19 protein-coding genes are annotated in these 22105 nt (G+C 69.5%); 11 read left to right on the plus strand and 8 right to left on the minus strand.

Annotated elements, in window-relative coordinates:
- Positions 1-86 precede the first annotated feature (86 nt).
- On the minus strand, positions 87-971 hold the full coding sequence (gene serB, locus MRB58_RS16165; RefSeq protein WP_244778143.1) for a phosphoserine phosphatase SerB: 885 nt from the start codon (positions 969-971) through the stop codon (positions 87-89).
- Between serB and miaA the strand changes: the two genes are divergently transcribed.
- From miaA to MRB58_RS16180, 3 genes are all read left to right on the plus strand, one after another.
- A complete protein-coding gene (miaA, locus tag MRB58_RS16170) occupies positions 958-1857 on the plus strand; it encodes a tRNA (adenosine(37)-N6)-dimethylallyltransferase MiaA (RefSeq protein WP_371747190.1) in 900 nt (299 codons plus the stop codon). The genes serB and miaA overlap by 14 nt on opposite strands.
- Positions 1858-2208: 351 nt before the next feature.
- Positions 2209-3990: an acetolactate synthase 3 large subunit gene (locus MRB58_RS16175; protein ID WP_244778144.1), complete on the plus strand. Its 1782-nt coding sequence runs from the start codon at positions 2209-2211 to the stop codon at positions 3988-3990.
- 25 nt (positions 3991-4015) lie between these two features.
- Positions 4016-4330 carry a DUF167 family protein gene (locus tag MRB58_RS16180; RefSeq protein ID WP_244778145.1) on the plus strand — a complete coding sequence of 105 codons (315 nt, stop codon included), beginning with the start codon at positions 4016-4018 and terminating at the stop codon, positions 4328-4330.
- Positions 4331-4434: 104 nt separating this feature from the next.
- On the opposite strand, the gene MRB58_RS16185 is transcribed toward MRB58_RS16180, so the two are convergent.
- Positions 4435-5007 carry a hypothetical protein gene (locus MRB58_RS16185; RefSeq protein WP_244778146.1) on the minus strand — a complete coding sequence of 191 codons (573 nt, stop codon included), beginning with the start codon at positions 5005-5007 and terminating at the stop codon, positions 4435-4437.
- Between the two features lie 239 nt (positions 5008-5246).
- On the opposite strand from MRB58_RS16185, the gene ilvN reads away from it, so the two are divergent.
- Positions 5247-5792 (plus strand): acetolactate synthase small subunit, encoded by a 546-nt coding sequence (gene ilvN / locus MRB58_RS16190; protein WP_244778147.1) that lies wholly within the window; start codon positions 5247-5249, stop codon positions 5790-5792.
- Positions 5793-5805: 13 nt separating this feature from the next.
- Here the strand turns inward: ilvN and MRB58_RS16195 are convergent, their stop codons facing one another.
- Positions 5806-6483: a DNA-3-methyladenine glycosylase I gene (locus MRB58_RS16195; protein ID WP_371747191.1), complete on the minus strand. Its 678-nt coding sequence runs from the start codon at positions 6481-6483 to the stop codon at positions 5806-5808.
- Positions 6484-6587: 104 nt separating this feature from the next.
- Here MRB58_RS16195 and MRB58_RS16200 point away from each other — a divergent pair, with 104 nt between their 5' ends.
- Positions 6588-7298, plus strand: coding sequence for a DUF2927 domain-containing protein (locus MRB58_RS16200; RefSeq protein WP_244778149.1), 711 nt, complete (start codon positions 6588-6590; stop codon positions 7296-7298).
- Between the two features lie 106 nt (positions 7299-7404).
- Here MRB58_RS16200 and MRB58_RS16205 read toward each other — a convergent pair whose 3' ends face one another.
- Positions 7405-13317 carry an autotransporter outer membrane beta-barrel domain-containing protein gene (locus tag MRB58_RS16205; protein WP_244778150.1) on the minus strand — a complete coding sequence of 1971 codons (5913 nt, stop codon included), beginning with the start codon at positions 13315-13317 and terminating at the stop codon, positions 7405-7407.
- 362 nt (positions 13318-13679) lie between these two features.
- Between MRB58_RS16205 and MRB58_RS16210 the strand changes: the two genes are divergently transcribed.
- The gene (locus tag MRB58_RS16210) at positions 13680-14696 is read left to right on the plus strand and encodes an AraC family transcriptional regulator (protein ID WP_244778151.1); all 1017 of its coding nucleotides are present in this window, start codon (positions 13680-13682) and stop codon (positions 14694-14696) included.
- An 85-nt stretch (positions 14697-14781) separates the two neighbouring features.
- On the opposite strand, the gene MRB58_RS16215 is transcribed toward MRB58_RS16210, so the two are convergent.
- The 3 genes from MRB58_RS16215 to uraH form a co-directional block, all read right to left on the minus strand.
- A complete protein-coding gene (locus MRB58_RS16215; protein WP_371747298.1) occupies positions 14782-15099 on the minus strand; it encodes a transposase in 318 nt (105 codons plus the stop codon).
- Positions 15100-15342: 243 nt separating this feature from the next.
- Entirely contained in the window at positions 15343-16761 is a 1419-nt protein-coding gene (xdhA, locus tag MRB58_RS16220; RefSeq protein WP_244778152.1) for a xanthine dehydrogenase small subunit, read from the minus strand.
- Between the two features lie 3 nt (positions 16762-16764).
- Positions 16765-17112 (minus strand): hydroxyisourate hydrolase, encoded by a 348-nt coding sequence (gene uraH, locus MRB58_RS16225; RefSeq protein WP_244778153.1) that lies wholly within the window; start codon positions 17110-17112, stop codon positions 16765-16767.
- A gap of 229 nt (positions 17113-17341) precedes the next feature.
- On the opposite strand from uraH, the gene thpR reads away from it, so the two are divergent.
- Positions 17342-17893 (plus strand): RNA 2',3'-cyclic phosphodiesterase, encoded by a 552-nt coding sequence (gene thpR, locus MRB58_RS16230; protein ID WP_244778154.1) that lies wholly within the window; start codon positions 17342-17344, stop codon positions 17891-17893.
- A 101-nt stretch (positions 17894-17994) separates the two neighbouring features.
- Here thpR and irrA read toward each other — a convergent pair whose 3' ends face one another.
- Positions 17995-18426, minus strand: coding sequence for an iron response transcriptional regulator IrrA (gene irrA, locus MRB58_RS16235; RefSeq protein ID WP_244782015.1), 432 nt, complete (start codon positions 18424-18426; stop codon positions 17995-17997).
- A gap of 271 nt (positions 18427-18697) precedes the next feature.
- On the opposite strand from irrA, the gene fabA reads away from it, so the two are divergent.
- The 4 genes from fabA to MRB58_RS16255 are packed head-to-tail and all read left to right on the plus strand — an operon-like array spanning position 18698 to position 22068.
- Complete coding sequence (fabA, locus tag MRB58_RS16240; protein ID WP_244778155.1) at positions 18698-19225, plus strand: 3-hydroxyacyl-[acyl-carrier-protein] dehydratase FabA; 528 nt, start codon at positions 18698-18700, stop codon at positions 19223-19225.
- Positions 19226-19266: 41 nt separating this feature from the next.
- Positions 19267-20487: a beta-ketoacyl-ACP synthase I gene (gene fabB / locus MRB58_RS16245; protein WP_244778156.1), complete on the plus strand. Its 1221-nt coding sequence runs from the start codon at positions 19267-19269 to the stop codon at positions 20485-20487.
- Positions 20480-21352: an enoyl-ACP reductase FabI gene (gene fabI, locus MRB58_RS16250; RefSeq protein ID WP_244778157.1), complete on the plus strand. Its 873-nt coding sequence runs from the start codon at positions 20480-20482 to the stop codon at positions 21350-21352. Before fabB ends, fabI begins: the two co-directional genes overlap by 8 nt.
- On the plus strand, positions 21349-22068 hold the full coding sequence (locus MRB58_RS16255) for a phosphoribosylanthranilate isomerase (RefSeq protein WP_244778158.1): 720 nt from the start codon (positions 21349-21351) through the stop codon (positions 22066-22068). Before fabI ends, MRB58_RS16255 begins: the two co-directional genes overlap by 4 nt.
- Positions 22069-22105: the final 37 nt, after the last annotated feature.

Consider the following 22105-nt stretch of genomic DNA (forward strand, 5'->3'; position numbering starts at 1 on the left):
GCCCTGGCTCTTTCGAGCCGCAGCACTAGCATCTTGTCTATGACCGCGGCGATGGCGTTCGTCATCGCAGTCGTTTTCGGACTACTTTAAACACCGGACGCGGCGGCGTCGGTATTCGGCGCAATTCCCATCGCATACAGCGCCGCCGTCAGATCGCAGTGGGCGAGGCACCCGTCCGCTGCCTTCGCGAGAACGGGTTTCGGCCGGTAGGCGATCCCCAAGCCGGCCGTCTCCACCATCGCCAGATCGTTCGCGCCGTCGCCCAGCGCGACCGCGGCCGACGGCGCGATCGACAGCGCCTCGCACTCCGCCAGCAGCCTGAGCCGCTTCTCGTCCGAGCCGAGAATGGGGTCCGCCACCGTGCCCGACAGCACGCCGTCCACCGCGATCAGCCGGTTGGCGAAGGCGGCGTCGATCCCCAGCCGGGCAGCCACCGGCTCGGCGAAGTGTGTGAACCCGCCGGACACCAGAACGGTGCGGATCCCGTTGGCCCGCGACACCGCGATCAGCTCCGCAGCGCCCGGATTGGGGGTGATGACCCGCGTGAGAAGGTCGTCGATCGAGGCTTCGGGGATGCCTTTCAGCAGGGCCACGCGCTCCGTCAGCGCCGCGGCGAAATCGAGTTCGCCGCGCATCGCCCGCTCGGTGATCGCGCCGACGCGGTCCTTCAGGCCGTGCACGGCGGCCAGCTCGTCGATGCACTCCTGGCCGATCAGGGTGGAGTCCATGTCGCAGATCAGAAGGCGCTTGCTACGCTCCTCGACCGGCTGCACGATCGCGTCCACCGCCTCGCCCGCGGCGGCGAGGTGGGCGAAGGTGCGCGCGCGGACGGCGCCGCGCTCCCCGTCGACGTAGATGTCGGTGGCGTGGGCGTCGAGCCGGTCGGCGCGGTGGGCGCCGAGGGCGTGCACCAGCGATGCCGCGAATTGGGGTGAGAGAGGGCCGGGGGCGACGAGCGTGACGACTATCATGGCCGTCCTCATCGCCGGTCCGACGGCCTCGGGCAAGTCTCAACTGGCGCTCACGCTCGCCGAACGGCTCGGCGGCGCGGTGGTGAATGCCGATTCGATGCAGGTCTACCGCGACCTGCGCGTCCTCACCGCGCGCCCGGGCGTCGCCGACGAGGCACGGGCGCCCCATCACGTCTACGGCACGCTCGACGCTGCCGAGCCCGCCTCCGTGGCGCGCTGGCTCGGCGACGCGGCAACGGCGATCGAGGCGGCGCGGCACGCGGGGCGGGTGCCGATCGTCGTCGGCGGCACGGGGCTCTACCTGGCGGCGCTGACCGAGGGCCTCTCGCCGATGCCCCGGATCCCCGACGCCGTGCGCCGGCATTGGCGCCAGGCCCAGGCGCACGAGCCGCCGCAGGTGCTGCACGCGATCCTGGCCGAGCGCGACCCGGCCGCCGCCGCCCGGCTGCGCCCGACCGACCCGCAGCGCATCGTGCGCGCGCTGGAGGTGGTCGAGGCGACCGGCCGCTCTCTCTCCGCCTGGCAGGCCGAGCGAACCCCGCCGGTGCTGCCGCGAGGGCCGGGCGTCGCGGCCTACGTCCTCGCTCCGCCGCGCGATCTCCTGCGGGAGCGCATCGCGCAGCGGTTCGAGGCGATGATGGAGGCCGGCGCGGTGGAAGAGGCCGTCGGCCTCACCGCGCGCCGGCTCGATCCCGCGCTGCCGGCGATGAAGGCGATCGGCGTCGCCCAGCTCTCCGCCTACGCCATGGGCCTCGTCGGCCGGGGGGAGGCGGTGGCCGATGCGGTCACCCGGACGCGCCAATACGCCAAGCGCCAGGACACCTGGTTCCGCAACCGCTTCGCCGACTGGGAGCGCCTCGCACCGGGCGACGTCCCTACGTTTTAGCATTGCCGGGGGGGCAATTTTCGGTTCCCTGCCGCAAAAGGCGGCATGGCGCGACCGCGGGCAGCGGCAGGTGCCGGCCTTGCCCTTGGCTTGGCGCCCGATCGAAACACGCCAAAGCAGCATTGCGCGGCAGCGTGACGCGTGATAGGGCAACGGCCACGATCAACGGGGAACGGCATGGCCACCACCCTCATCCTTATCGTAGCGGGGCGCACCACCAGAGTCTGACCAAGGCTCGGGAACGGTGGTGCGCGGTTCAAGGTCCCTCCAGGGGCCTTTTTTTATTGCCCGCTCTCCACCACCAGACCGAGCGGGCCCGACGAGCGCCGGCACGGCGGAGCGGAGACTGAAATGGACGAGCGCAATCAAGGCCGCATGAGCGGCGCGCAAATGGTCATCGAGGCGCTGAAGGATCACGGCGTCGATACCATCTTCGGCTACCCGGGCGGGGCGGTCCTGCCGATCTACGACGAGATCTTCCAGCAGGAGGACGTCCGCCACATCCTCGTGCGTCACGAGCAGGGCGCCGGCCACATGGCCGAGGGCTATGCCCGCTCGACCGGTCGTCCCGGCGTCGTGCTCGTGACGTCCGGGCCGGGCGCCACCAACGTCGTCACCGCGCTGACCGACGCGATGCTGGATTCCATCCCGATGGTCTGCATCACCGGCCAGGTGCCGACGCACCTCATCGGCTCGGACGCCTTCCAGGAGTGCGACACGGTCGGCATCACGCGGCCGTGCACCAAGCACAACTACCTCGTGCGCCGGGTCGAGGATCTGCCGCGGATCCTGTCCGAGGCGTTCTACGTCGCGACCTCCGGCCGCCCCGGCCCCGTCGTGATCGACATCCCGAAGGACGTGCAGATCGCGACCGGTGCCTACAATCCGCCGCGCGCCGCCTCGCACAAGACCTACCAGCCCAAGCTGCGGCCGGAGATGGTCGGCATCCGCCAGGCGATCGCGCTGATGAAGGCGGCCAGCCGGCCGATCTTCTATACCGGCGGCGGCCTCATCAACGCCGGCCCCGCCGCCTCGCACCTCCTGCGCGAGCTGGCCGACACGACCGGCTTCCCTGTCACGTCGACGCTGATGGGCCTCGGGGCGATGCCGGCGAGCCACCCGCAGTGGCTCGGCATGCTGGGCATGCACGGCACCTACGAGGCGAACCTCGCCATGCACGGGTGCGACCTGATGATCTGCATCGGCGCGCGCTTCGACGACCGGATCACCGGCCGGATCGACGCGTTCTCGCCCGGCAGCCGCAAGATCCACATCGACATCGACCCCTCGTCGATCAACAAGAACATCAAGGTGGATCTGCCGATCATCGGCGACGCGGCGCACGCGCTGGAGGACATGGTCCGCGTGTGGTCCGAGACCGGCACCCACGACAAGTCGCGGCTGAAGCCCTGGTGGGACGATATCGCCGGTTGGCGGGCCAAGAAGTCGCTCGCCTACCAGACGCGCTCCGAGGTGATCATGCCGCAGGAGGCGATCGAGCGCCTCTACGAGCTGACCAAGGACCGCGACTCCTACGTCACCACCGACGTCGGCCAGCACCAGATGTGGGCGGCGCAGTTCTACGGCTTCGAGCAGCCGAACCGCTGGATGACGTCCGGCGGCCTCGGCACGATGGGCTACGGACTGCCGGCGGCGATCGGCGCGCAGATCGCGCACCCGGATTCGCTGGTGATGGCGATCGTCGGCGACGCGTCGATCCAGATGAACATCCAGGAACTGGGGACGGCGACGCAGTACGACCTGCCGGTGAAGGTGTTCATCCTGAACAACCAGCACATGGGCATGGTGCGCCAGTGGCAGCAGCTCAACCACGGCAACCGCCTGTCGCACTCCTACTCCGATGCGCTGCCCGACTTCGAGATGCTGGCCAAGGCCTACGGCTGGAAGGGGATGGCGGTGCAGGATCCGCGCGAGCTGGACGGGGCGATCGAGGAGATGATCGCCCATCCGGGGCCGGTGCTGATGGACTGCCGCGTCGCCAACCTCACCAACTGCTTCCCGATGATCCCGTCGGGCAAGGCGCACAACGAGATCCTGCTCGCCTCCCGCGACGACGTGGAGGCCGAGGAGGTCGAGGAGGCGCTGGAGGACGTCGGCCGCGCGCTGGTCTGAGGCCGCGGGTCCGGGACACGCCGGCGTGACGCTGCCGGGCTGGCTGCGGGCGGATGGCGAGGGCGCGATCCTCGCCGTGCGCGTGACGCCCAAGGCGGCGGCCGACGCGGTCGACGGGCCGGTGACGATGGCCGACGGGGCGACGTGGCTGGCGGTTCGCGTGCGGGCCGCGCCCGACAAGGGGGCGGCCAACGCGGCGGTGGCGGCGACGATCGCCAGGGCGCTCGGTGTGCGCAAGAGCGGCGTCGCGCTGGTCTCCGGCGGCACCGCGCGGCTGAAGCGGTTCAGGGTCGATCGCGCGCCGCGCGACGTGCTGGCGGCACTGGGGGGCGAGGCCTGACGATGGAGGCCCGCGCAAGGCAAAAGGCCGGGCGCGAAGCACCCGGCCTTTCGTGGAACTCGGCCCTCGCCGGGAGGGGGCGAGGGATGCGGGGGACGGACCGCTTAGTTCGGCACGACGCGGTTGCCGTTCATGCGGGTCGTGGCCTCGTCGCTGGCGACGGTGCCGCCCGGCGCCGTGATGTCGGCGGCGGCATTGGGCGCGACACGGTCGTCGTTCATGCGCGGCTGCATGCCGTCGCTGACGACGGTGGTACCGGGGACGGTGACCTCGGCGGCAGCGTTCGGGGCGACGCGGTCGCCGTTCATCGGCATCCCGGTCGCCGGGTCGACGATGCGGCGGCCCGCGACCGCCTCGTCCGGCGAGACGCGCTCGTCGTTGACGCGGGTGATGGCGTCGCCCTCGTTGATGGGCTCTTCGCTGTTGGCGGCCATCGCCGGCTCGGCCATGCCGGTATCCGCGGCGGCGGCGTTCGGGGCGACGCGGTCGCCGTTCATCGGCATGCCGGTGGTCGGATCGATCATCGTGCCGGCGGGGGCCGCGGCGTTGGGGGCAACGCGGTCACCGTTCATGGGCGTCGCGGTGTTGATGTCGCTCTGCACCACAGGTGTTTGCGCATTCGCGCCGGTGATCGCGAGAAAAACGGTGGCAGCGGTCAAAGTAGCTGTGCGGATCATTGGGGACTCCTCACTCGATTACTCATCCGGCGACCCACGCCGGTGAGTGATTTCACGAAGACAAACGTGTCGGCCGCGGATGTGTTGCGGTCGAATGATGAAAATTGCCGGGATGAGGTGTCGCACCCCCCGCCGCAGGGCCGGGTCTGCCGCGGCGGATCGGTCGTGGTGGTGCGAAACGCCAGATGTGTCATACGAGCCGCTGGGCTCGCCAGAATGATGAGCTGAGGGAAGGGACCATGAACCAACCGATCGGAATCGCGCCGGCGCTGCGACCGGAGGAGGCGAAGGAAACGCACACCATCACCGTCCTCGTCGACAACGAGCCGGGCGTGCTCGCCCGCGTCATCGGCCTCTTCTCCGGCCGCGGCTACAACATCGACTCGCTCACCGTCTCGGAGACCGAGCACGAGCGGGGGCTGTCGCGCATCACCATCGTCACCACCGGCACGCCGATGGTGATCGAGCAGATCAAGAACCAGCTCGCCCGCCTGGTGCCGGTGCATCGCGTGGCCGACCTGACGGCCGACATGCGCGACGCGGTGGAGCGCGAGCTGGCGCTGGTGAAGGTGTCCGGCCGCGGCGAGCAGCGGCTGGAGGCGCTGCGCCTGGCACAGGCGTTCGACGCCCGCACCATCGACGCGACGCTGACTTCGTTCGTGTTCGAGATCACCGGCGCCACTGCCGAGATCGAGCGCTTCGTGAAGCTGATGGCCTCGGTGGGGCTCGTCGAGGTGTCGCGCACCGGCATCGCCGCCATCACCCGCGGCCCCGACGCGACCTGATCCGCGCGGGACCTTAGGTCGGCCGGCGGAAGGCGGCGCGCGCGGCGCTCACCGCCTCGCGGCAGATGCAACCTTCGAGGTGGTCGTTCACCAGGCCGGCCGCCTGGAAGGTCGCCGTCACCGTCGTCGGGCCGACGAAGCGCCAGCCGGCCTTGCGCATCGCCTTGGAGAGGGCGGCCGCCTCCGGCAGGATGGTGCGCGTGCGCAGGACCTCGTAGGTCAGCGCGTCGGCGTCGTCCGGCTCGTGGCGCCACAGGTAGGCCGCCAGCGAGCCCTCGCGCTCCAGCAGCGTCTCGGCGCAGCGGGCGTTGTTGATCGCCGCCTCGATCTTGCCGCGGTGGCGCACGATCCCCGCATCCTGCAGCAGCCGCGCGACGTCCGCCTCGCCGAACCGGGCGACGGTGGGGATGTCGAACCCCTCGAAGGCGGCGCGGAAATTCTCCCGCTTGCGCAGGATCGTCAGCCAGGACAGGCCGGACTGGAAGCCCTCCAGGCACAGCTTCTCGAAGAGGCGCGTGTCGTCGCCGACCGGCATGCCCCACTCGGTGTCGTGATAGACGACGTAGTCGGCGAGCCCCTGGTGCCAGAAACAGCGCGGCTGCCCGTCCGGCAGGTCGATCAGTCCGGGCGCTAAATCCACAGCCTTGCCCCCACGTCCGCTCCGCTTCCGCCGCGCTTCCGCCTCGGCCATCCCATGCCGCGAAGCGTTAACCTTTATTACTCTTTCGCTAACCAAAACGGTTGTGCCCTATCCGGTGTTGCAGCACCATCACGGCGTCGGCGCGGATGGGATCCATGCACAAACTGTTAACGGTTCTATGCCTCTCGGTCGTGGCGACGTTCACGACCCTCACCGGCCCTTCGGCGGGTGAGGAAGTGGTGGACCCTCGGGCGCTGAAGGATGCGTTCTTCAAGACCGTGTTCGGCCTCGAATATGGCGGCCACGCCGACGCCTTCCGGGTGAAGCGGTTCGAGGGGCCGGTGCGCTTCTTCGTCGACGACCGTTCCGGCGTCGGCCGGGCGCTGGAGGCGCGGCGCTTTCTCAATCGCCTGCCGCGGCACATCGGCCACCTGCGGGCCGAGGTCGTGGACCGGCGCTCGCGTGCCAACTTCAACGTCGTCCTGGTGCGCGACAAGGATTTCGCCGCCGTGGTCGCCTCCGAACTGCGGGCCGACTCGATCGCCATGAACGCCCGCTGCCTGGTCGGCGTCACGACGCTCAACGGGCGCATCCAGCAGTCGACCGCGGTGATCGTGGCGGACGACGACTTCCTGTTCTCGCGCTGCCTGGTGGAGGAAGTGCTGCAGGGCCTGGGGCCGATGAACGACGACGACAGCCTGACCGAGAGCGTCTTCAACGATCAGTCGCAGCACGCTACGTTCACCAAGTTCGATCAGGCGCTGATGAACGTTCTCTACCACCCGATGATCCGCCCCGGCATGACCGACTCGGAGGCGTTCCGCACGCTGCCCCAGGTCTTCGCCGACCTCGGCCTCTCGCACTGAGCAGCGGCTGCCAGCTCGGCGATCCGGCGGATGGTCAGCGCGAAGTTCCGCAACGGCCTCGTCGAACCGGACCGCTTGTGAAGCGTGTCGACGCGGCGAGCGGCGGCTAAAACCGGAACTCCAGCCGCGCCGAGCCGGAATAGGCCTGCTGGTCGGCGCCGATCAGCGATTTGCCGACGACCTTGACGCTCCAATCCTGGTTGATCGCCGCGTCGATGCCGACGGCGAGTTTGCCGAAGATCCGGTCTGGGTCGTCCTTCACCGACAGCGTCGGGCCGTCATCGGCAACGCCGGTGAAGGTCGCCTGCATCACCCGGTCGTCGGCGATCAAACCGAGGACGCCAGCGCGGGCGAAGACGTGCGCGTCGATGCCGGCGAAGCCGATCTCACTGCCGATCTCGATCTCGGGGCTCAAGGTGAAGGCGGTCTCCTCATAGTCGTCGATCCGCACGCCATAGACGCCGGCGCCGGTCTCGGTGAAGCCGGGGCGCCACTGGTGGTGAAGACCCGCGTCGAACTTCGGGGTCAGCGTGAAGGCATCGAAATCGAACGCGCGGGCGATGCGCAAATGGGCCGAGAGGAAGCCGATGGTGGAATCGCTCTTCGCGCTCGCGAGCCCGGTCGGGGTGCGCGTCAGCCGGTCGACCGCGTAGGCGCCGAAGCCGCCGGTGAGCCCGGCGCCGATGGTCAGCCCGTCCCAGCGCTTTTCGAGGAGGACACCGGCTTGCAGGCGGTCGCCGCTGCCGTCGCGCAGATAGTCGGCATCGAGGCTCGCCGTCTCGTAGGAGAGGCCCATGCCGGCCGAGAGGCCTTCGGCGATCTCGGCCTGCAAACCGACGGAGATGCCGAACGAGGTCTCGTCATAGCCGAGCGTCGTCGAGGTGGCGCCGCGGTGGAGGTCGTTGGCCTGCATTCGAGCCCAGGCGCACGACACCTCGTCCGCCATCGTCGCGACGCCTTCACCGAGCGTGCCGCCCGAGCAGGAGAGGAGCGCATCGGCGAAGTCGATCCCCGACAAGAGCGTCGCATCGAGCGGTGCGCTGTGGACGTTCGGGATCATCAATTCGTAGTTCGTCAGCAGCGAGCCGACGTCTGGGATGTCCAGAATATAGGCCATCATGTCCTCGACCCACTCGTATTTGGAGGCGGAAGGGTCGAGCGTTCCGGTGGCGATCGCGGCGCGCTCTTTCAGGCGCTCGTCGACGAGGCTGTCGAGATAGAAGCCGAAGCGCGTCGCGTTGCCGAGATTGTCGTCCTCGTCGATGCCGTTGCGCGCGGTGCTCGCGGACTGCGTGCCGGCGATCCCGTGATCCTGCCACGGCGTGTAGTCCACCGTGTAGGCGAGGCTGTAGAGCGTGCCGAGATCGTTGGCCTCCTCGACCAGCCGATAATCGACGGTCGCAGTGTCCTCGACCTGGACCTCAACCTTGTTGCTGCCGTTCTTGCTGAGCTGCAGCACCTCGACCTCGCCGGTATCGCCGGTTTCGACGAGATTGGTGCCGACGATCTCGGTGGTCACGCGCCCATTGAAGCGGGCGACGCCCTTGATGTCGATCTTGTCGGCGGTCGCCTCGGCTGCGATGCCATCGCCGAGCTGATGGTCGAAATGGAGGGTGCCGTCGAGGCCCTGTGAGATGCCGCCCGAGCCGTAGACCGTCGATTCGCGAATCACGCCGCGCTCGCCGGCGGTGATGGTGCCACCGCCCGAAATCTTGCCGGCGCCGAGATAGGTCTCGCGGCCGAGTTCGAGCACGGCGCCGAGCTTGTTGTTGACCGTCACCCCGTTGGGGATGCTGCCGGTGACGCCGCCATAAATGTTGCCGCTGATGAGGCCCGTATTGTTGACGGTCAGCTTCCCGCTGCCGACCTGGATCGCGTAATTCTCGTCGCTCCCGTCCTCGAAGCTGCCGCGCTTTTCGATGATGCCGGCGTTGTCGATCACCATCGCATCGTCGCGCCCGCCGGTGTCTTGCAGCATCAGGATCGCCGCGCGCGCCTTGGCTCCTGCGGTGACGCGGCCGTTGGCGCCGACCTCGATGGTCAGGTTGCCGTCGCGGCTGCCGCCACCCGACTGGGCGAGGATGCCGCGACCGTTCTTGCCGGTGGCGGTCACCGAGCCGGTGACGTTGACGAGGGTGTTACGGCCTTTGCTGCTGCCGGCCGACTGGGCGATGATGCCATGCGCCTCTTCGCCCGACACATCGACGTTGCCGGAGACGCGCACGCTGACATTGCCGGCATCGCCCGCCGCCCCGCCGGCGGTGCCGGCCATCGTCGCGATGGTCTCGCCGTTGTCGTCGACGACGACGCCGATGCCGCCGGAACCCGCCACCGATTGGGCAATGATGCCGTGCGCGGCTTTGCCGGTGGTGGTGATGTCCCCCTTCGACGTCACCCTGACGAAGCCGCTCTCCGACGCGCCGCCGTTGACGATGGGCGCGAAGCCGTTCTGCCGCCCACCGACGGCGGCGCCGAGATTGAGCGCGTCCGCTGTGCCGCCGAAGGCCAGCATCGCATTGGCGCCGAGCCCGCCGCCGCCACCGATCGACTGGGCGATGATGCCGGCCGCCTCGTCGCCCGCCGTGGTGATCTTGGCGGTGTTGACGAGGGTCACGTTGGCGCCGTTGCCGGAGCGGCTGCCGGTGCCGCCGATGCCGATATTGCTGTCGATGCCGCCCTGATCGAGAAACACGACGCCGCCGCCGCCGCCGATCGACTGGGCAAGGATGGCGTGGCTCTCATCGCCCTCGGTGTGGATGGTGTTGGCGTTGTCGATCTCGACGACGCCGCCGTTGCCGGCCGCGCCATTGCCGCCGAGGATGATGTCGAGATCCTCGATGGAGCCATCCTCGAGGCCGAGTGAGACGAGGCCACCGCCGCCGCCGACAGACTGGGCGAGGAGGCCGGGAGAGGCGTCGCCGAACGTGGTGAGGCTGCCGCCCTTGCCGAGATCGGCGTCGATCGCACCGCCGTCGCCGGCTGCGCCCGCCGAGCCGCCGAGCCTGAGATTGATTTGCGGGGCGATGATCAGGTTGCCAGCCACGCCGCCGACACCACCGCCCGCGCCGATCGACTGGGCGATGATAGCGGCTGAGCCGACGCCTTCGGTCGTGACGTTGCCGTCCTGGTCGACGTTCACGGTGCTGCCATGGCTGCCGGTCCCGCCCTTGCCGCCCATCGAGACGCCTGCGTTGAAGAATTCGATGCCGCCGACCGCGGTAGCGTTGCCGCCGATGCCGCCGCCGCCACCCACCGATTGCGCGACGATGCCGTTCGAAAGGTCGCCCTTCGTCAGGATCGAGCCGGTGGTGGTGGTCGTCACCGCCGCGCCCTTGTTGCCGCTCCCGCCGGTGCCGCCGAAGCCGAGATCGATGTCGAGGACATTGAAGGCGCCGCGGCGGGTGGCGTTGCCGCCGGCGCCGCCACCACCACCCACCGATTGCGCGAGGAGGGCGTTCGCGAGCTGACCTTCGGTCGAAAGATTGCCGGACGCGTTGACGGTGACGGCGCTCGACGTGCCGCCCTTGCCGCCGTTGCCACCGATGGCGATGTTGACGGAGGCGGCGCTCGCGACAGAGAAGGTGGCGGCGTTGCTGCCATTGCCGCCGCCGCCGCCGATCGACTGGGCAAAGATTGCGCGCGAGCCGTCGCCTTTGGTGGCGATGTCCCCAGCCGAGATCACCGACACGGCGCCGCCGGTGCCACCCTTGCCGCCGCTGACGCCGAGGCTGAGGCCGAAACCGGCGAACTTGCCGGCGCCGAGGCTGCCGCCCGAGGAGGCGAGGGCGCTGCCGCCGCCCCCACCCACCGACTGGGCGAAGATGCCGTCGGACAGGTCGCCGAGGGTGGTGATGTCGCCGGTCGCATCGACGCGTGACGTGCCGCCGTTACCGCCGGGGCCGGCCGAGCCGCCGATCGACACCGAGACCGAATAGGGGGAGAGTGCCGGGTCGATGATGGCGCCTGAATCGCCGCCGCCGCCGCCCTGCGATTGCGCCACGATGCCGGCCGCCTGGTCGCCGCGCGTTTCGATGTCGGTGCTGGTCTCGAGCACCACCTTGCCGCCATTGCCGCCGGTCGAGCCGCCACCGCTGGCACCGATCGCCATGGAGAGCGGCAGCCCGCCGGTGGCGGCGACGGCCGCGCCGCCGGAACCGCCGCCTTCGCCGGCGCTCTGAGCGAAGATGCCGTCCGACTGATCGCCCGTCGTCAGGATGCTGCCGCCGCCTTTGCCATCGACGTCGCCATAGGTCACGTCGCCGCCGTGGCCGCCCTCGCCGCCGTTGCCGCCGTAGGCGATCGAAAGGCCTGGTGCGGTCGAAAAGCTCGACGAGCCGTTGCCGCCGCCGCCGCCGATGCTCTGCATCAGGATGCCGGTGGAGTTGTCGCCCGAGGTCTCGATGGCGCCGGCATTTGCCACCGTCACCGCGTCGCCGTTGCCGCCCTTGCCGCCGTCGCCGCCGAACGCGGCGAGGGCGCCCGTCGTCAGCGCGAGGCCGCCACCACCGCCGACGCTGGTGGCGTTGATGGCGTCCGACTCGAGGCCCGAGGTGGTGAGGGTGGCCTCGTTAGTTACGGTAACCTTGCCGCCGTCGCCACCGAGGCCGCCGCTGCCGCCGAGCGCGACGACGCCGCGGCTCTCACCGGCGATGCCGCCGCCGTCGCCGGCGCTGGCGGCGATCAGCGCCGCGGCGTTGTCGCCCTTGGTGGTGATTGCGCCGCCGTTCAGCGTGGCGATGACTTCGCCGCCATCGCCCCCGGCCGCCCCTTCCGCCCCGAGGCCGCCGAGGCCGGCGCCCTTTCCGCCGATGCCGCCGCCACCCCCCGTGCTCTCGAGCACGACGCCGCCAGCGTCCGTCCCCTCGGTGGTGACGGTGGTGCCGTCCTTCATGGTGAAGCGCACGCGCCCACCCCGCCCGGCGCTTTCCGAGCTCGCACCATACCCGACGAAGCCGCCGCCATTGCCGCCGGCGCCGGCGAAACCGCCGATCGACTGCGCGGCGACACCCATGCCGCCGTCCTCGCCGGTTGCGATGCTGCCGCCCAGCGTGACGTTGATGCCGCCGCCGTCGCCGGACCCCGCACCGGAGCCGCCGTTGGCGCGACCGACGCCGCTGCCCTCGCCGCCCTGACCGCCGGCGCCGCCGAGGCTGCGCGCCGAGATGCCGATCTCGCTGGCGGTGATCGCCGCGTCGCTCCTGACGCTGATGCTGCCGCCATGACCGCCCTTGCCTCCGTTGCCGCCCGTCGACGCGGCGAGACCGGAACTCGCGTCGCCGCCGTCGCCACCATCGCCGCCGATCGACTGGACCGAGACGCCGAGGCCATTCTTCGAGGCCACCGAGACGCCGCTCGAGAGCTCCATGCTGACGCCGTTGCCGGTCGCCCCGGCGCCGCCGGCGCCGCCGTGCGACTGACTGAATGAGGAGTATGTGCCGTCGCCACCATCGCCGCCGTCGCCGCCGCGGCTCTCGGCGATCACCGCGGCGCGGATCGCCGTGCCCTCTGTCGCGTCGTCGATTGCGAATGTAGAGCGGATCGGGCCGCTCGAGACGCCGACCGTGACGCCGCCGCTGCGCTCCCCCGCGCCGCCGGCTTCGCCCTTGTTGCCCGGTTCGCCGTCCGCGCCGTCCCTGCCGCGATTGACGAGGCCGAGGGAATGGCCCATTGCGTCGGTGCCGTACGAGCCGCCGGCAAAGTAGAGATAGAGCGAGGCGGCCAGTGAGGACTTCGGATTGATGATGGCGACCGACGGATTTTCGAACACGCCATAAACCGGGGTCGAGGATGGCTTGCCCTCGATCGTCTTGGTGAGGCTGTCGAATTGATAGCTCGTCACATCCGCCGGGGGGCTGTTCTGCGTGTAGTTGTCGAAGCTGCCGGTGCAGTCGACCCGAACGGTGTCGATGCTGATCGGGACGAGCTGGCAGCCGGCGGCTGCAGGCACGGCGGCGAAAAGCGCATTGAGCGCACAGGCGCCGATGGTGAACCCGCCGCAGCGCAATGCAATCTTCGTCATCCGCTCCACTCCTCTAATGCCGGCCAAGGAGTCTCGTCCCGCCGCCACGTCACACCGCCCTGACGCGGTCCGGCCAGCCGCCCGATATGGTGAAGCGACCGCGCCGAGAGCGCTGGTTTAGCGAGTGATTTGGGAAGGGACTTACCAATCCGCGCCAAGTGTCGCGCGGCACTGCAAAGGTTGGTGCGTGTGACTGGTCGACAACAGTTTCAACGCATATCGAGCCTTCCTGCCTCCTGGAAATTGGCTAAACTATCGAATTGGACGAGGCGGCTACGCTGAACGCCGCGACTCGAAGGGGCTATTTGCCCGCCGGCCGTGAGAAAGCGCGCCGACCCCGAGGACCGAGGATGGCGCCGATTGTGAGTGCACCTTTCGCGATGACCTCGATCCGCGGTCTTGGACCGCTGCCGGCGCTGATCGAGGAGCGTGCGGGTGAGCGGGCGCTCGACAAGGTGCTTGCCCGCGTCGGCATGTCGACGGCAATGCTCGGCCGCACCGATCTGATGATCCCGCTCGCCGATATGGTGACGCTCTATGACGCCGCCGCCCAGGTCACCGGCGATGCGTTGATCGGCATCGAGGCGGGCCAGGAGATGCGTGCCGATTTCGGCTTGTGGACGGTCTATGCGCGCGCCGCCGAGACGCTCGGCGAATGCCTCGCACGGCTGATGCGCGGGCTCGCCTACCACCAGAGTGGCGGCCGGCTCGCGCTGCGCCGCGACGGCCCCCGCGCGCGGCTCTCCTATCACGTGGCGCTCGGCGAAGCGCGGACGCGCGCTCAGCATGCCGAGCACACCCTGCCGGCGCTCCTCGATACGTTCCGCCTTTATCTCGGCCCCGAATGGGCCCCCGATACGATCGAAGTCGACTACCCGTACGAGCCGCGCCTCGAATCGGTATCGTTGGCGCTCGGCGCGCCGATCCGTGCAGCTGGCGCCTCACCGGCCATCGTGTTCGCCGTCGACGCCCTCGAAGCGCGGCGCATCGTGCCGGTGGTCGATTCGCCGCTCGGCTTCGGGGAGATGCGCGCCATCGTGCGCCAGAAGCCGCCCGACACGGTGTCGGGCGCCGTAGAGGCGATTGTTGGCGCGATGCTGCCGCACGGCGGCGCCGACCTCACGATGGTGGCGCGCCGCTTCGGCCTGTCGCCGCGCACATTGCAGCGCCGTCTCGGCGTCGAGGGGACGGTGTTTCGCGAGCGCCTCGACGCGGTGCGGGTCACCGAAGCGAAGGCGCTCCTTGCCTCGAGCGTCCCGATCACGGAGATCGCCTTCCGCCTCGGCTATGCCGACGGGGCGCACTTCACCCGCGCCTTCCGCAGAATGGCCGGGGTGCCGCCGCGTACCTACCGAGAGGCTGTGAGAATGCAACGCTGAGTTCGCGCAAAGCCATTGTGGTGATGGCCTCGCATCGCCGCCTTGGAGCCGGTTTCGAATGCGCCGAGATCGACGTACTCGTATTTCAGCGATCGCCTACACCGTGCTGGTGGACGCGCACGCACGACGAGTCGATCATCACGATATCCCCGTCGTAAGCATCAAACACAGCAGCCAGAATGCTGTCCCAAATCCCCTTCGCCCGCCATCGGACGAAGCGGTTAGAGCGTCGTGCGCGGACCGTAGCGCTCGGAATGTTGCGCCATGGCGAGCGGGTCCGGAACCGCCACAGGATGCCGTTGATCACCCGGCGGTCGTCGACCCGAGGCACGCCACGCACCTTCGTCGGAAGTAGCGGCTGGATGATTGCCCATTCCGCATCGGTCAGATCGTGCCGGTCCAGCTCGTGCCCTCCGTCAACGAAATAGAATCAAAGCGGAGAAATTTTGCCCGATCGTTTATGGGGACACTGCGTAGCCGACGAGATCGGGCCTCGTGCTCGGTGATCGGCAGGTCCTGCAAGATTTCCCCGACTTCGCCCGATCGGCGCTACCGTGCGCGAAGCGGGCGAGCGCCTTCGTCGAAGAACGATCTTACGTGGTCTTCCAGCGCCGGCGGGGCGCGAGAACAAAGTGCCGGCATGTTGTCATGGTTCACCTTCGAGGACGTCGGCGGCGCGGGCGAGGCGGGTGGCGACGCCCGGCGCCGTACGCTCCAGGAAATCACGTGTGAGAAGATTGCGGGCGACCGCGAGCCGGTAGGCCGCCGAGGCGCGCTGATCGGAGAGGGGGGCGAAGTCGTCCCCCAGCGCGGCGGCGGCCCGAGCCACCGTCTCGGCCGTGTAAGGCGCGCCGGTCAGCGCCGCCTCGGCCGCGCGGGCGCGCTTGGGGGTGGCCGCCATGCCGCCAAAGGCGAGGCGGGCGTCGACCACGGTGTCGCCCTCCAGCGTCAGCGCGAAGCAGCCGAGGACCGCGGTGATGTCGGAATCGAAGCGCTTGCTGACCTTGTGGCAGGCGAGGCGGGCGAGACCCGGCAGCGGCACGTGGACCGCGCGCACATATTCGCCCGGCCGGCGGTCCTGCTTGCCGTAGGCGATGAAGTAATCCTCCAGCGGCAGCGTCCGGCGGCCGCCGGGGTGGCCGAGTTCCAGGGTCGCGCCGGCGGCGATCAGCGCCGGTGGCAGATCGCCGATCGGAGAGCCGTTGGCGATGTTGCCGCCGACGGTACCGGCGTTGCGCACCTGCAGCCCGCCGAAGCGGCGCATCAGCTCGGCGATCCCCTTCGTCTCTGCGACATGCCGCGCGAACGCTGCCAGCCGCACTCCCGCGCCGACGACGAGCGTGTCGCCGCGGGTCTCGATCCCGGAGAGATCGGCGACGTTGCGGGTGGAGACGATGGTGGGCGGGTCGAAGAGCTGCTTCGTCACCCACAGACCGACGTCGGTGGCGCCGGAGAGCACTGTCGCGTCCGGGTGGGCGGCGATCGCCTCGGCGAGGGCGGCCTCGGTGGTAGGGGCGATGTAGCGGCGCCCGCCGGCAGTGTAGTCGAGCGCGCCGGGGGCGGGCGGTGGTGGGGACGCCGGCACCGGCCGACCGTCGACCTCGGCGGCGGCGGCCTCGGCGGCGTCCAGGATCGGACCGTACCCGGTGCAGCGGCAGAGGTTGCCGGCGAGCCGGTCGGTCGTCGCCTGTCGGTCCGCCGGCTCGCCCGGCTGCCGCGCCCAGAGCGACATCACGAACCCCGGCGTGCAGAAGCCGCATTGCGAGGCGTGCCGGTCGGCCATCTGGCGCTGGATCGGGTGGTTCTCGACCCCTTCGACGGTCGTGATCGCGGTTCCGTGCGCCATCGGGAGCAGCATGATGCAGGCGTTGATGGCGCGCATCGTCCCGCTCGAGTCGCGCACGGCGACGGTGCAACTGCCGCAGTCGCCCTCGGCGCAGCCCTCTTTGGTGCCGGTCAGCCCGCGCCCGCGCAGATACTCGAGCAGCGTCGTGGTCGGGGCGAGGTCGCAGACGGTGTGTGCGGCACCGTTCAGCGTGAAGGCGATGGCGGTCGACGCGGGCAAGGGTCAGGACCCGCGATAGGTCGAGTAGGCGTAAGGGGAGATGAGGAGCGGCACATGGTAGTGCGCGGTCGGCTCGGCGATGCCGAAGGCGATGACGACCGTGTCGAGGAAGGCGGGCTCGGGCAGCTCCAGGCCGATGCGGCGGAAGTAGTTGCCGGCCTCGAACTCCAGCGTGTAGCGGCCGGGGCGGAAGGCCTCGCCGGACAAAAGCGGCGCCTCGAGCCGGCCGTCGGCATTGGTGGTGCCGGTGGCGATCGCCGCGCCCTCGTCGTCGTAGAGTGCGATGGCGACGCCGCTGGCGGGGGTGCCGTGAACGGTGTCGAGCACGTGCGTGGTGAGCCGTCCTGCCATATTGTCCTCAGTCCAATTCGCGAAACGCTACACGCAGCCCGGCGCGCTCACCAGCCTGATCTTGGGGCGTTCGCTGCCTGCACCGCGTTCAGCGCGGCCCGGATCCTGCACCGGCGCGGGCGAGCGAGCGCGCCGGGCCTTGCCAACTCCGGATCGAGTCGCGGACACTCGGCTCACCGAGTGCACGGCGAGCCGGCTGTGGCGCGCCGAGGAATGAACGGAGGTCGTCATGCCGCGCCTGTTCACCGCCCTCACGCTCCCCGAGGATGTCCGAATGTGGATGACCGGCCTTCGCGGCGGTCTGCGCGGGGCGCGCTTTATCGACGCGGAAAACTACCACGTCACCCTGCGTTTCATCGGCGACATCGACGAGCCGACGGCCGACGATGTGGTGGACGCATTGTCGCGGATCCGGCGCGCTCCGGTGACGGTGCGGCTCTGCGGCCTGGGCTCGTTCGGCAACAAGAAGCAGCCGCATGCGGTGTGGGCCCGCGTCGAGCCGACGTCGGAACTGATGGAGCTGCAGGCCGACCAGGAGCGGGCGCTGCAACGCATCGGCCTGTCGGCCGAGGCGCGCCGGTTCACCCCGCACGTCACCATCGCGCGCTGCAAGGGCGCCACCGCCCGCGACGTCGCCGACTGGCTGACGCTGCACGGCGGCTTCAGCGCGCCGCCCTTCGTGGCGGAGACGTTTGCGCTGCTGTCCTCCCGCGCATCGGTCGGCGGCGGTCCCTATGTGACGGAAGACGTCTATCCGCTGGGCCTGGCGCGCGCCGCCTGACCGCGGTCCTCGGCGAGGAGGCGACGAGAAAAAAGCCCCGGCGCTGCGGCACCGGGGCTTTTGACGTGATCCAAAGCGGCGCCGGGCCGCGAAAGGGGCGTTCAGGGGAGCGGACGGATCCGCACGACGACGTCGACCCGGTGGATCTCCATTCCGTCCGGCGCTTCCGGCACGCGGCTGAGCGAGAGGGAATCGCCCGGAATATCGCTCACTTCGCCGGTGGTCTCGTCGAAGAAGTGGTGGTGATCGTCGGTGTTGGTGTCGAAGTAGGTCTTGGTGCCGTCGACCGCGATCTCGCGCAGGAGGCCGACCTCTGTGAACTGGTGCAGCGTGTTGTACACTGTCGCCAGCGACACCGGGACGCGGGCGGTGATCGCCTCTTCGTGCAGTCCTTCGGCGGAGATGTGACGATGGCCGCGGGCAAACAGGAGATCACCCAGCGCGACGCGCTGGCGAGTCGGCCGCAGACCGGAGGTTTTCAGCATGTCGCGGACATCAATCGTCGGCGAGCGCACATCCTTGGCGCCATCCATTGTTTCCCGCGAGAAGAAAACTGCCATCACCACGTCCCAAGAGCCACGAGGAAAAAATTTCTGCGTACGATCTGAGCACGCAGCCTCGATATAACCGTTCGTTCGTACGAGATCAATGTAGTGCGGGCGTTGGAAACGCTTGCCACGCCGACCAATTGGGCGATATCGGGCACGCAGGAAAGAGAATGCGTGGCCGGCAACGGTTTGCAGCGCGGCCGTGCGCGTCTTAGGTGAGGGACGGGCGGCCGATCGGGAGAACGAGCGTTTGGCGATGACGATGACAAGGTCGCGGTTCGAATATGAAGATCTGCTGGCGTGCGGCCGGGGGGAGATGTTCGGCCCCGGGAACCCGCAGCTGCCGCTGCCGCCCATGCTGATGTTCGACCGGATCAGCCACATCTCCGACACCGGCGGTGCCCACGGCAAGGGCGAGATTCGCGCCGAGCTGGAAGTGCGCGAGGATCTGTGGTTCTTCGCGTGCCACTTCAAAGGCGATCCGGTGATGCCGGGCTGCCTCGGCCTCGACGCGCTGTGGCAGATGCTCGGCTTCTTTCTGGGCTGGGTCGGCGGGCAGGGGCGCGGCCGCGCACTCGCCGTCGGCGGTGTGAAGTTCACGGGCATGGTCACGCCCAAGGTCAAGCTGATCGAGTACGGCATCGACCTGAAGCGGGTCATGCGTTCGAAGCTGACGCTGGGCATCGGCGACGGCTGGTTGAAGGCGGACGGTGAGGCCATCTACAAGGCCGAGGATCTGAAAGTCGGCCTGTTCAAGGACGGGGCGGAACCCGCAGGGAGCTGACCGGTGTCGGTCGCTGCACGGGGCCCCGCAAGAGGAGCACTATGAGACGCGTCGTCGTCACCGGGATGGGCATCGTCTCGCCATTGGGCGGGTCGACGCAGGAGGTGACCGCATCGTTGCAGGAAGGCCGGTCCGGCATCGTCCGGGCCGACGCCTATGCAGAACACGGGTTCCGTTGCCAGGTGCACGGTGCCCCCACCCTCGATCCCTCCGAGTCCGTGGACCGGCGGGCCATGCGCTTTCACGGCGGCGGCACGGCGTGGAATCACGTCGCGATGGACCAGGCGATCCGCGAGGCGGGCCTCGAGCCCTCCGAGATCTCCAACGAGCGCACGGGCATCGTGATGGGCTCGGGCGGTCCGTCGACGCGCACCATCGTCGAGGCGGCGGACATCGCGCGCACCAAGGGTCCCAAGCGGATCGGCCCCTTCGCTGTGCCCAAGGCGATGAGCTCGACCGCGTCGGCGACGCTGTCGACGCACTTCAAGATCAAGGGGATCAACTATTCGATCTCCGCGGCGTGCGCGACGACCAACATCTGCATCGGCCACGCGTCCGAGCAGATCCGCCTCGGCAAGCAGGACATCGTCTTCGCCGGCGGCTGCGAGGAGCTGGACTGGACTCTCTCGGTCCTGTTCGACGCCATGGGCGCCATGTCGACCCATTACAACGACACGCCGGCGGTCGCCTCGCGCCCGTTCGACGTCAACCGCGACGGCTTCGTCATCGCGGGGGGCGGCGGCGTCCTCGTGCTCGAGGAGCTGGAGCACGCCAAGGCGCGCGGCGCGCCGATCATCGCCGAGATCGTCGGCTATGCCGCGACCTCCGACGGCCATGACATGGTCGCCCCGTCCGGCGAGGGCGGTGCGCGGGCCATGCGGATGGCACTGAAGGAAGCGGGGGACCGCAAGATCGATTATATCAATCCGCACGCCACGGCGACGCCGATCGGCGACGCCAGCGAGGTCGAGGCGATCCGCGCCGTCTTCGGCAAGGACATCCCGCCGATCTCCGGCACCAAGTCGCTGTCGGGCCATGCCCAGGGCGCGGCCGGCGTCCACGAGGCGATCTACTCGCTGCTGATGATGCGGTCCGGCTTCATCGCCGCCTCCGCCAACATCGACGAGCTGGACCCCGCGTTCGAGGACGTGCCGATCGTGCGCCAGCGGCGCGACAACGTGGAGCTGAACACGGTGCTCTCCAACGGCTTCGGCTTCGGCGGCACCAACGCCTCGCTGGTCCTGGCGCGCTACGATGGGTGAGCGCATGGGCCTGATGGCGGGCAAGCGCGGCGTCGTGATGGGCGTTGCCAACAATCACTCGATCGCGTGGGGCATCACCCAGTCGCTGGCGGCCGAGGGCGCCGAGATCGGCCTGACCTACCAGAACGACCAGTTCGGCCGCCGCGTGCGCCCCCTGGCCGACAAGGTGGAGGCCGCGTTCCTCGAGCAGTGCGACGTGGAGGATCTCGCCTCCGTCGACCGCCTGTTCGACACGGCGGCCAAGACCTGGGGGTCGATCGACTTCTTCGTCCACGCCGTCGCCTTCTCCGACAAGAACGAGCTGAAGGGCCACTACGCCGACACCACGCGCGAGAACTTCATGCGCACGATGGTGATCTCGTGCTTCTCCTTCACCGAGGCGGCCAAGCGCGCCGCGGCCCTGATGACGGGCGGCGGATCGATGCTGACGCTGACCTATGGCGGCTCGGTCAAGGTGATGCCGAACTACAACGTCATGGGCGTGGCCAAGGCGGCGCTGGAATCGTCGGTGCGCTACCTGGCGGCGGACTTCGGCAGCGCGGGTATCCGCGTCAATGCCATCTCGGCGGGTCCGGTGCGCACCCTGGCGGGCGCCGGCGTCACCGATGCGCGGCTGATGTTCAACTACCAGCGCAAGCACTCGCCGTTGGCGCGGACGGTGACGATCGACGAGATCGGCCGCTCCTCCGCCTACCTCCTGTCGGATTATTCGACCGGGGTGACGGGCGAGATCCATTATGTGGATTCGGGCTACAACATCATGTCGATGCCCAAGCTCGACGAGTTGCGCGCCGAAGAGCGCCGCGAAATCATCGAGGAGAAGGTCGAGGCGGAAGCGCCCGGCATCCTCGCCGAAGAATCGTGATCGACGCCGGCCTGCGGATCGATCGCCGCTGGCCGGCGCCGTCCCGGGTGCCGCGGGTCAAGATCTGCGGCATCACCCGGCCGGACCTCGCCGATGCCGCGATCGCCGCCGGTGCCGACATGATCGGCCTCGTCCACTTCGCCCCCAGCCCCCGCCACCTGACGCTCGACGAGGCACGCGCCATCGCCGACCACGTGCGCGGCCGGGTGACGCTCGTCGCCCTCACCGTCGATGCCGACGATGCGACGCTGGACGCGTTGGCCCGCACCGTTCGACCCGACGCGATCCAGTTCCACGGCAAGGAGCGGCCGGCGCATGTGGCGGCGGTCGGCGCCCGCCACGATGTCGCCGTCGCCAAGGCGGTGGGAGTCGCGACGCGCGCCGATCTCGCCGCGGTGGGCGACTATGCCGGCGCGCTGATCGTGCTCGACGCCAAGCCGCCGAAGGGGGCGGACCGCCCCGGCGGCCACGGCGCCGCGTTCGACTGGTCGCTGCTCTCCGCCATGCCCGCCGATACGCCGTACATGCTCTCCGGCGGCCTTTCGCCGGAGACCGTGGGCGCGGCGCTCGCCACCGTCGGCCCCTACGCGCTCGACGTCTCCTCCGGCGTCGAGACCGACCGGATCAAGGACCCCGCCAAGATGGCCGCCTTCGTCGCCGCCGCGCGTGGCGGCGGCGCGGCGCGGCGCGGCGCTGACGCGGTGCATCCGGCTTGACGCTGCCGGACGCGGCATGCCTATAGGCCCGGCGCCG

Source organism: Acuticoccus sp. I52.16.1, from assembly GCF_022865125.1.
In the GTDB taxonomy this organism is placed as follows: Bacteria; Pseudomonadota; Alphaproteobacteria; order Rhizobiales; family Amorphaceae; genus Acuticoccus.

Excerpts from the sequence above, each read along its gene's own strand:
- serB (WP_244778143.1), bottom strand. The coding sequence starts at position 971 with ATGATAGTCGTCACGCTCGTCGCCCCCGGCCCTCTCTCACCCCAATTC.
- MRB58_RS16175 (WP_244778144.1), top strand. The coding sequence starts at position 2,209 with ATGGACGAGCGCAATCAAGGCCGCATGAGCGGCGCGCAAATGGTCATC.
- MRB58_RS16185 (WP_244778146.1), bottom strand. The coding sequence starts at position 5,007 with ATGATCCGCACAGCTACTTTGACCGCTGCCACCGTTTTTCTCGCGATC.
- ilvN (WP_244778147.1), top strand. The coding sequence starts at position 5,247 with ATGAACCAACCGATCGGAATCGCGCCGGCGCTGCGACCGGAGGAGGCG.
- MRB58_RS16195 (WP_371747191.1), bottom strand. The coding sequence starts at position 6,483 with ATGGCCGAGGCGGAAGCGCGGCGGAAGCGGAGCGGACGTGGGGGCAAG.
- MRB58_RS16200 (WP_244778149.1), top strand. The coding sequence starts at position 6,588 with ATGCACAAACTGTTAACGGTTCTATGCCTCTCGGTCGTGGCGACGTTC.
- MRB58_RS16205 (WP_244778150.1), bottom strand. The coding sequence starts at position 13,317 with ATGACGAAGATTGCATTGCGCTGCGGCGGGTTCACCATCGGCGCCTGT.
- uraH (WP_244778153.1), bottom strand. The coding sequence starts at position 17,112 with ATGGCAGGACGGCTCACCACGCACGTGCTCGACACCGTTCACGGCACC.
- thpR (WP_244778154.1), top strand. The coding sequence starts at position 17,342 with ATGCCGCGCCTGTTCACCGCCCTCACGCTCCCCGAGGATGTCCGAATG.
- irrA (WP_244782015.1), bottom strand. The coding sequence starts at position 18,426 with ATGGATGGCGCCAAGGATGTGCGCTCGCCGACGATTGATGTCCGCGAC.
- fabA (WP_244778155.1), top strand. The coding sequence starts at position 18,698 with ATGACGATGACAAGGTCGCGGTTCGAATATGAAGATCTGCTGGCGTGC.
- fabB (WP_244778156.1), top strand. The coding sequence starts at position 19,267 with ATGAGACGCGTCGTCGTCACCGGGATGGGCATCGTCTCGCCATTGGGC.
- fabI (WP_244778157.1), top strand. The coding sequence starts at position 20,480 with ATGGGTGAGCGCATGGGCCTGATGGCGGGCAAGCGCGGCGTCGTGATG.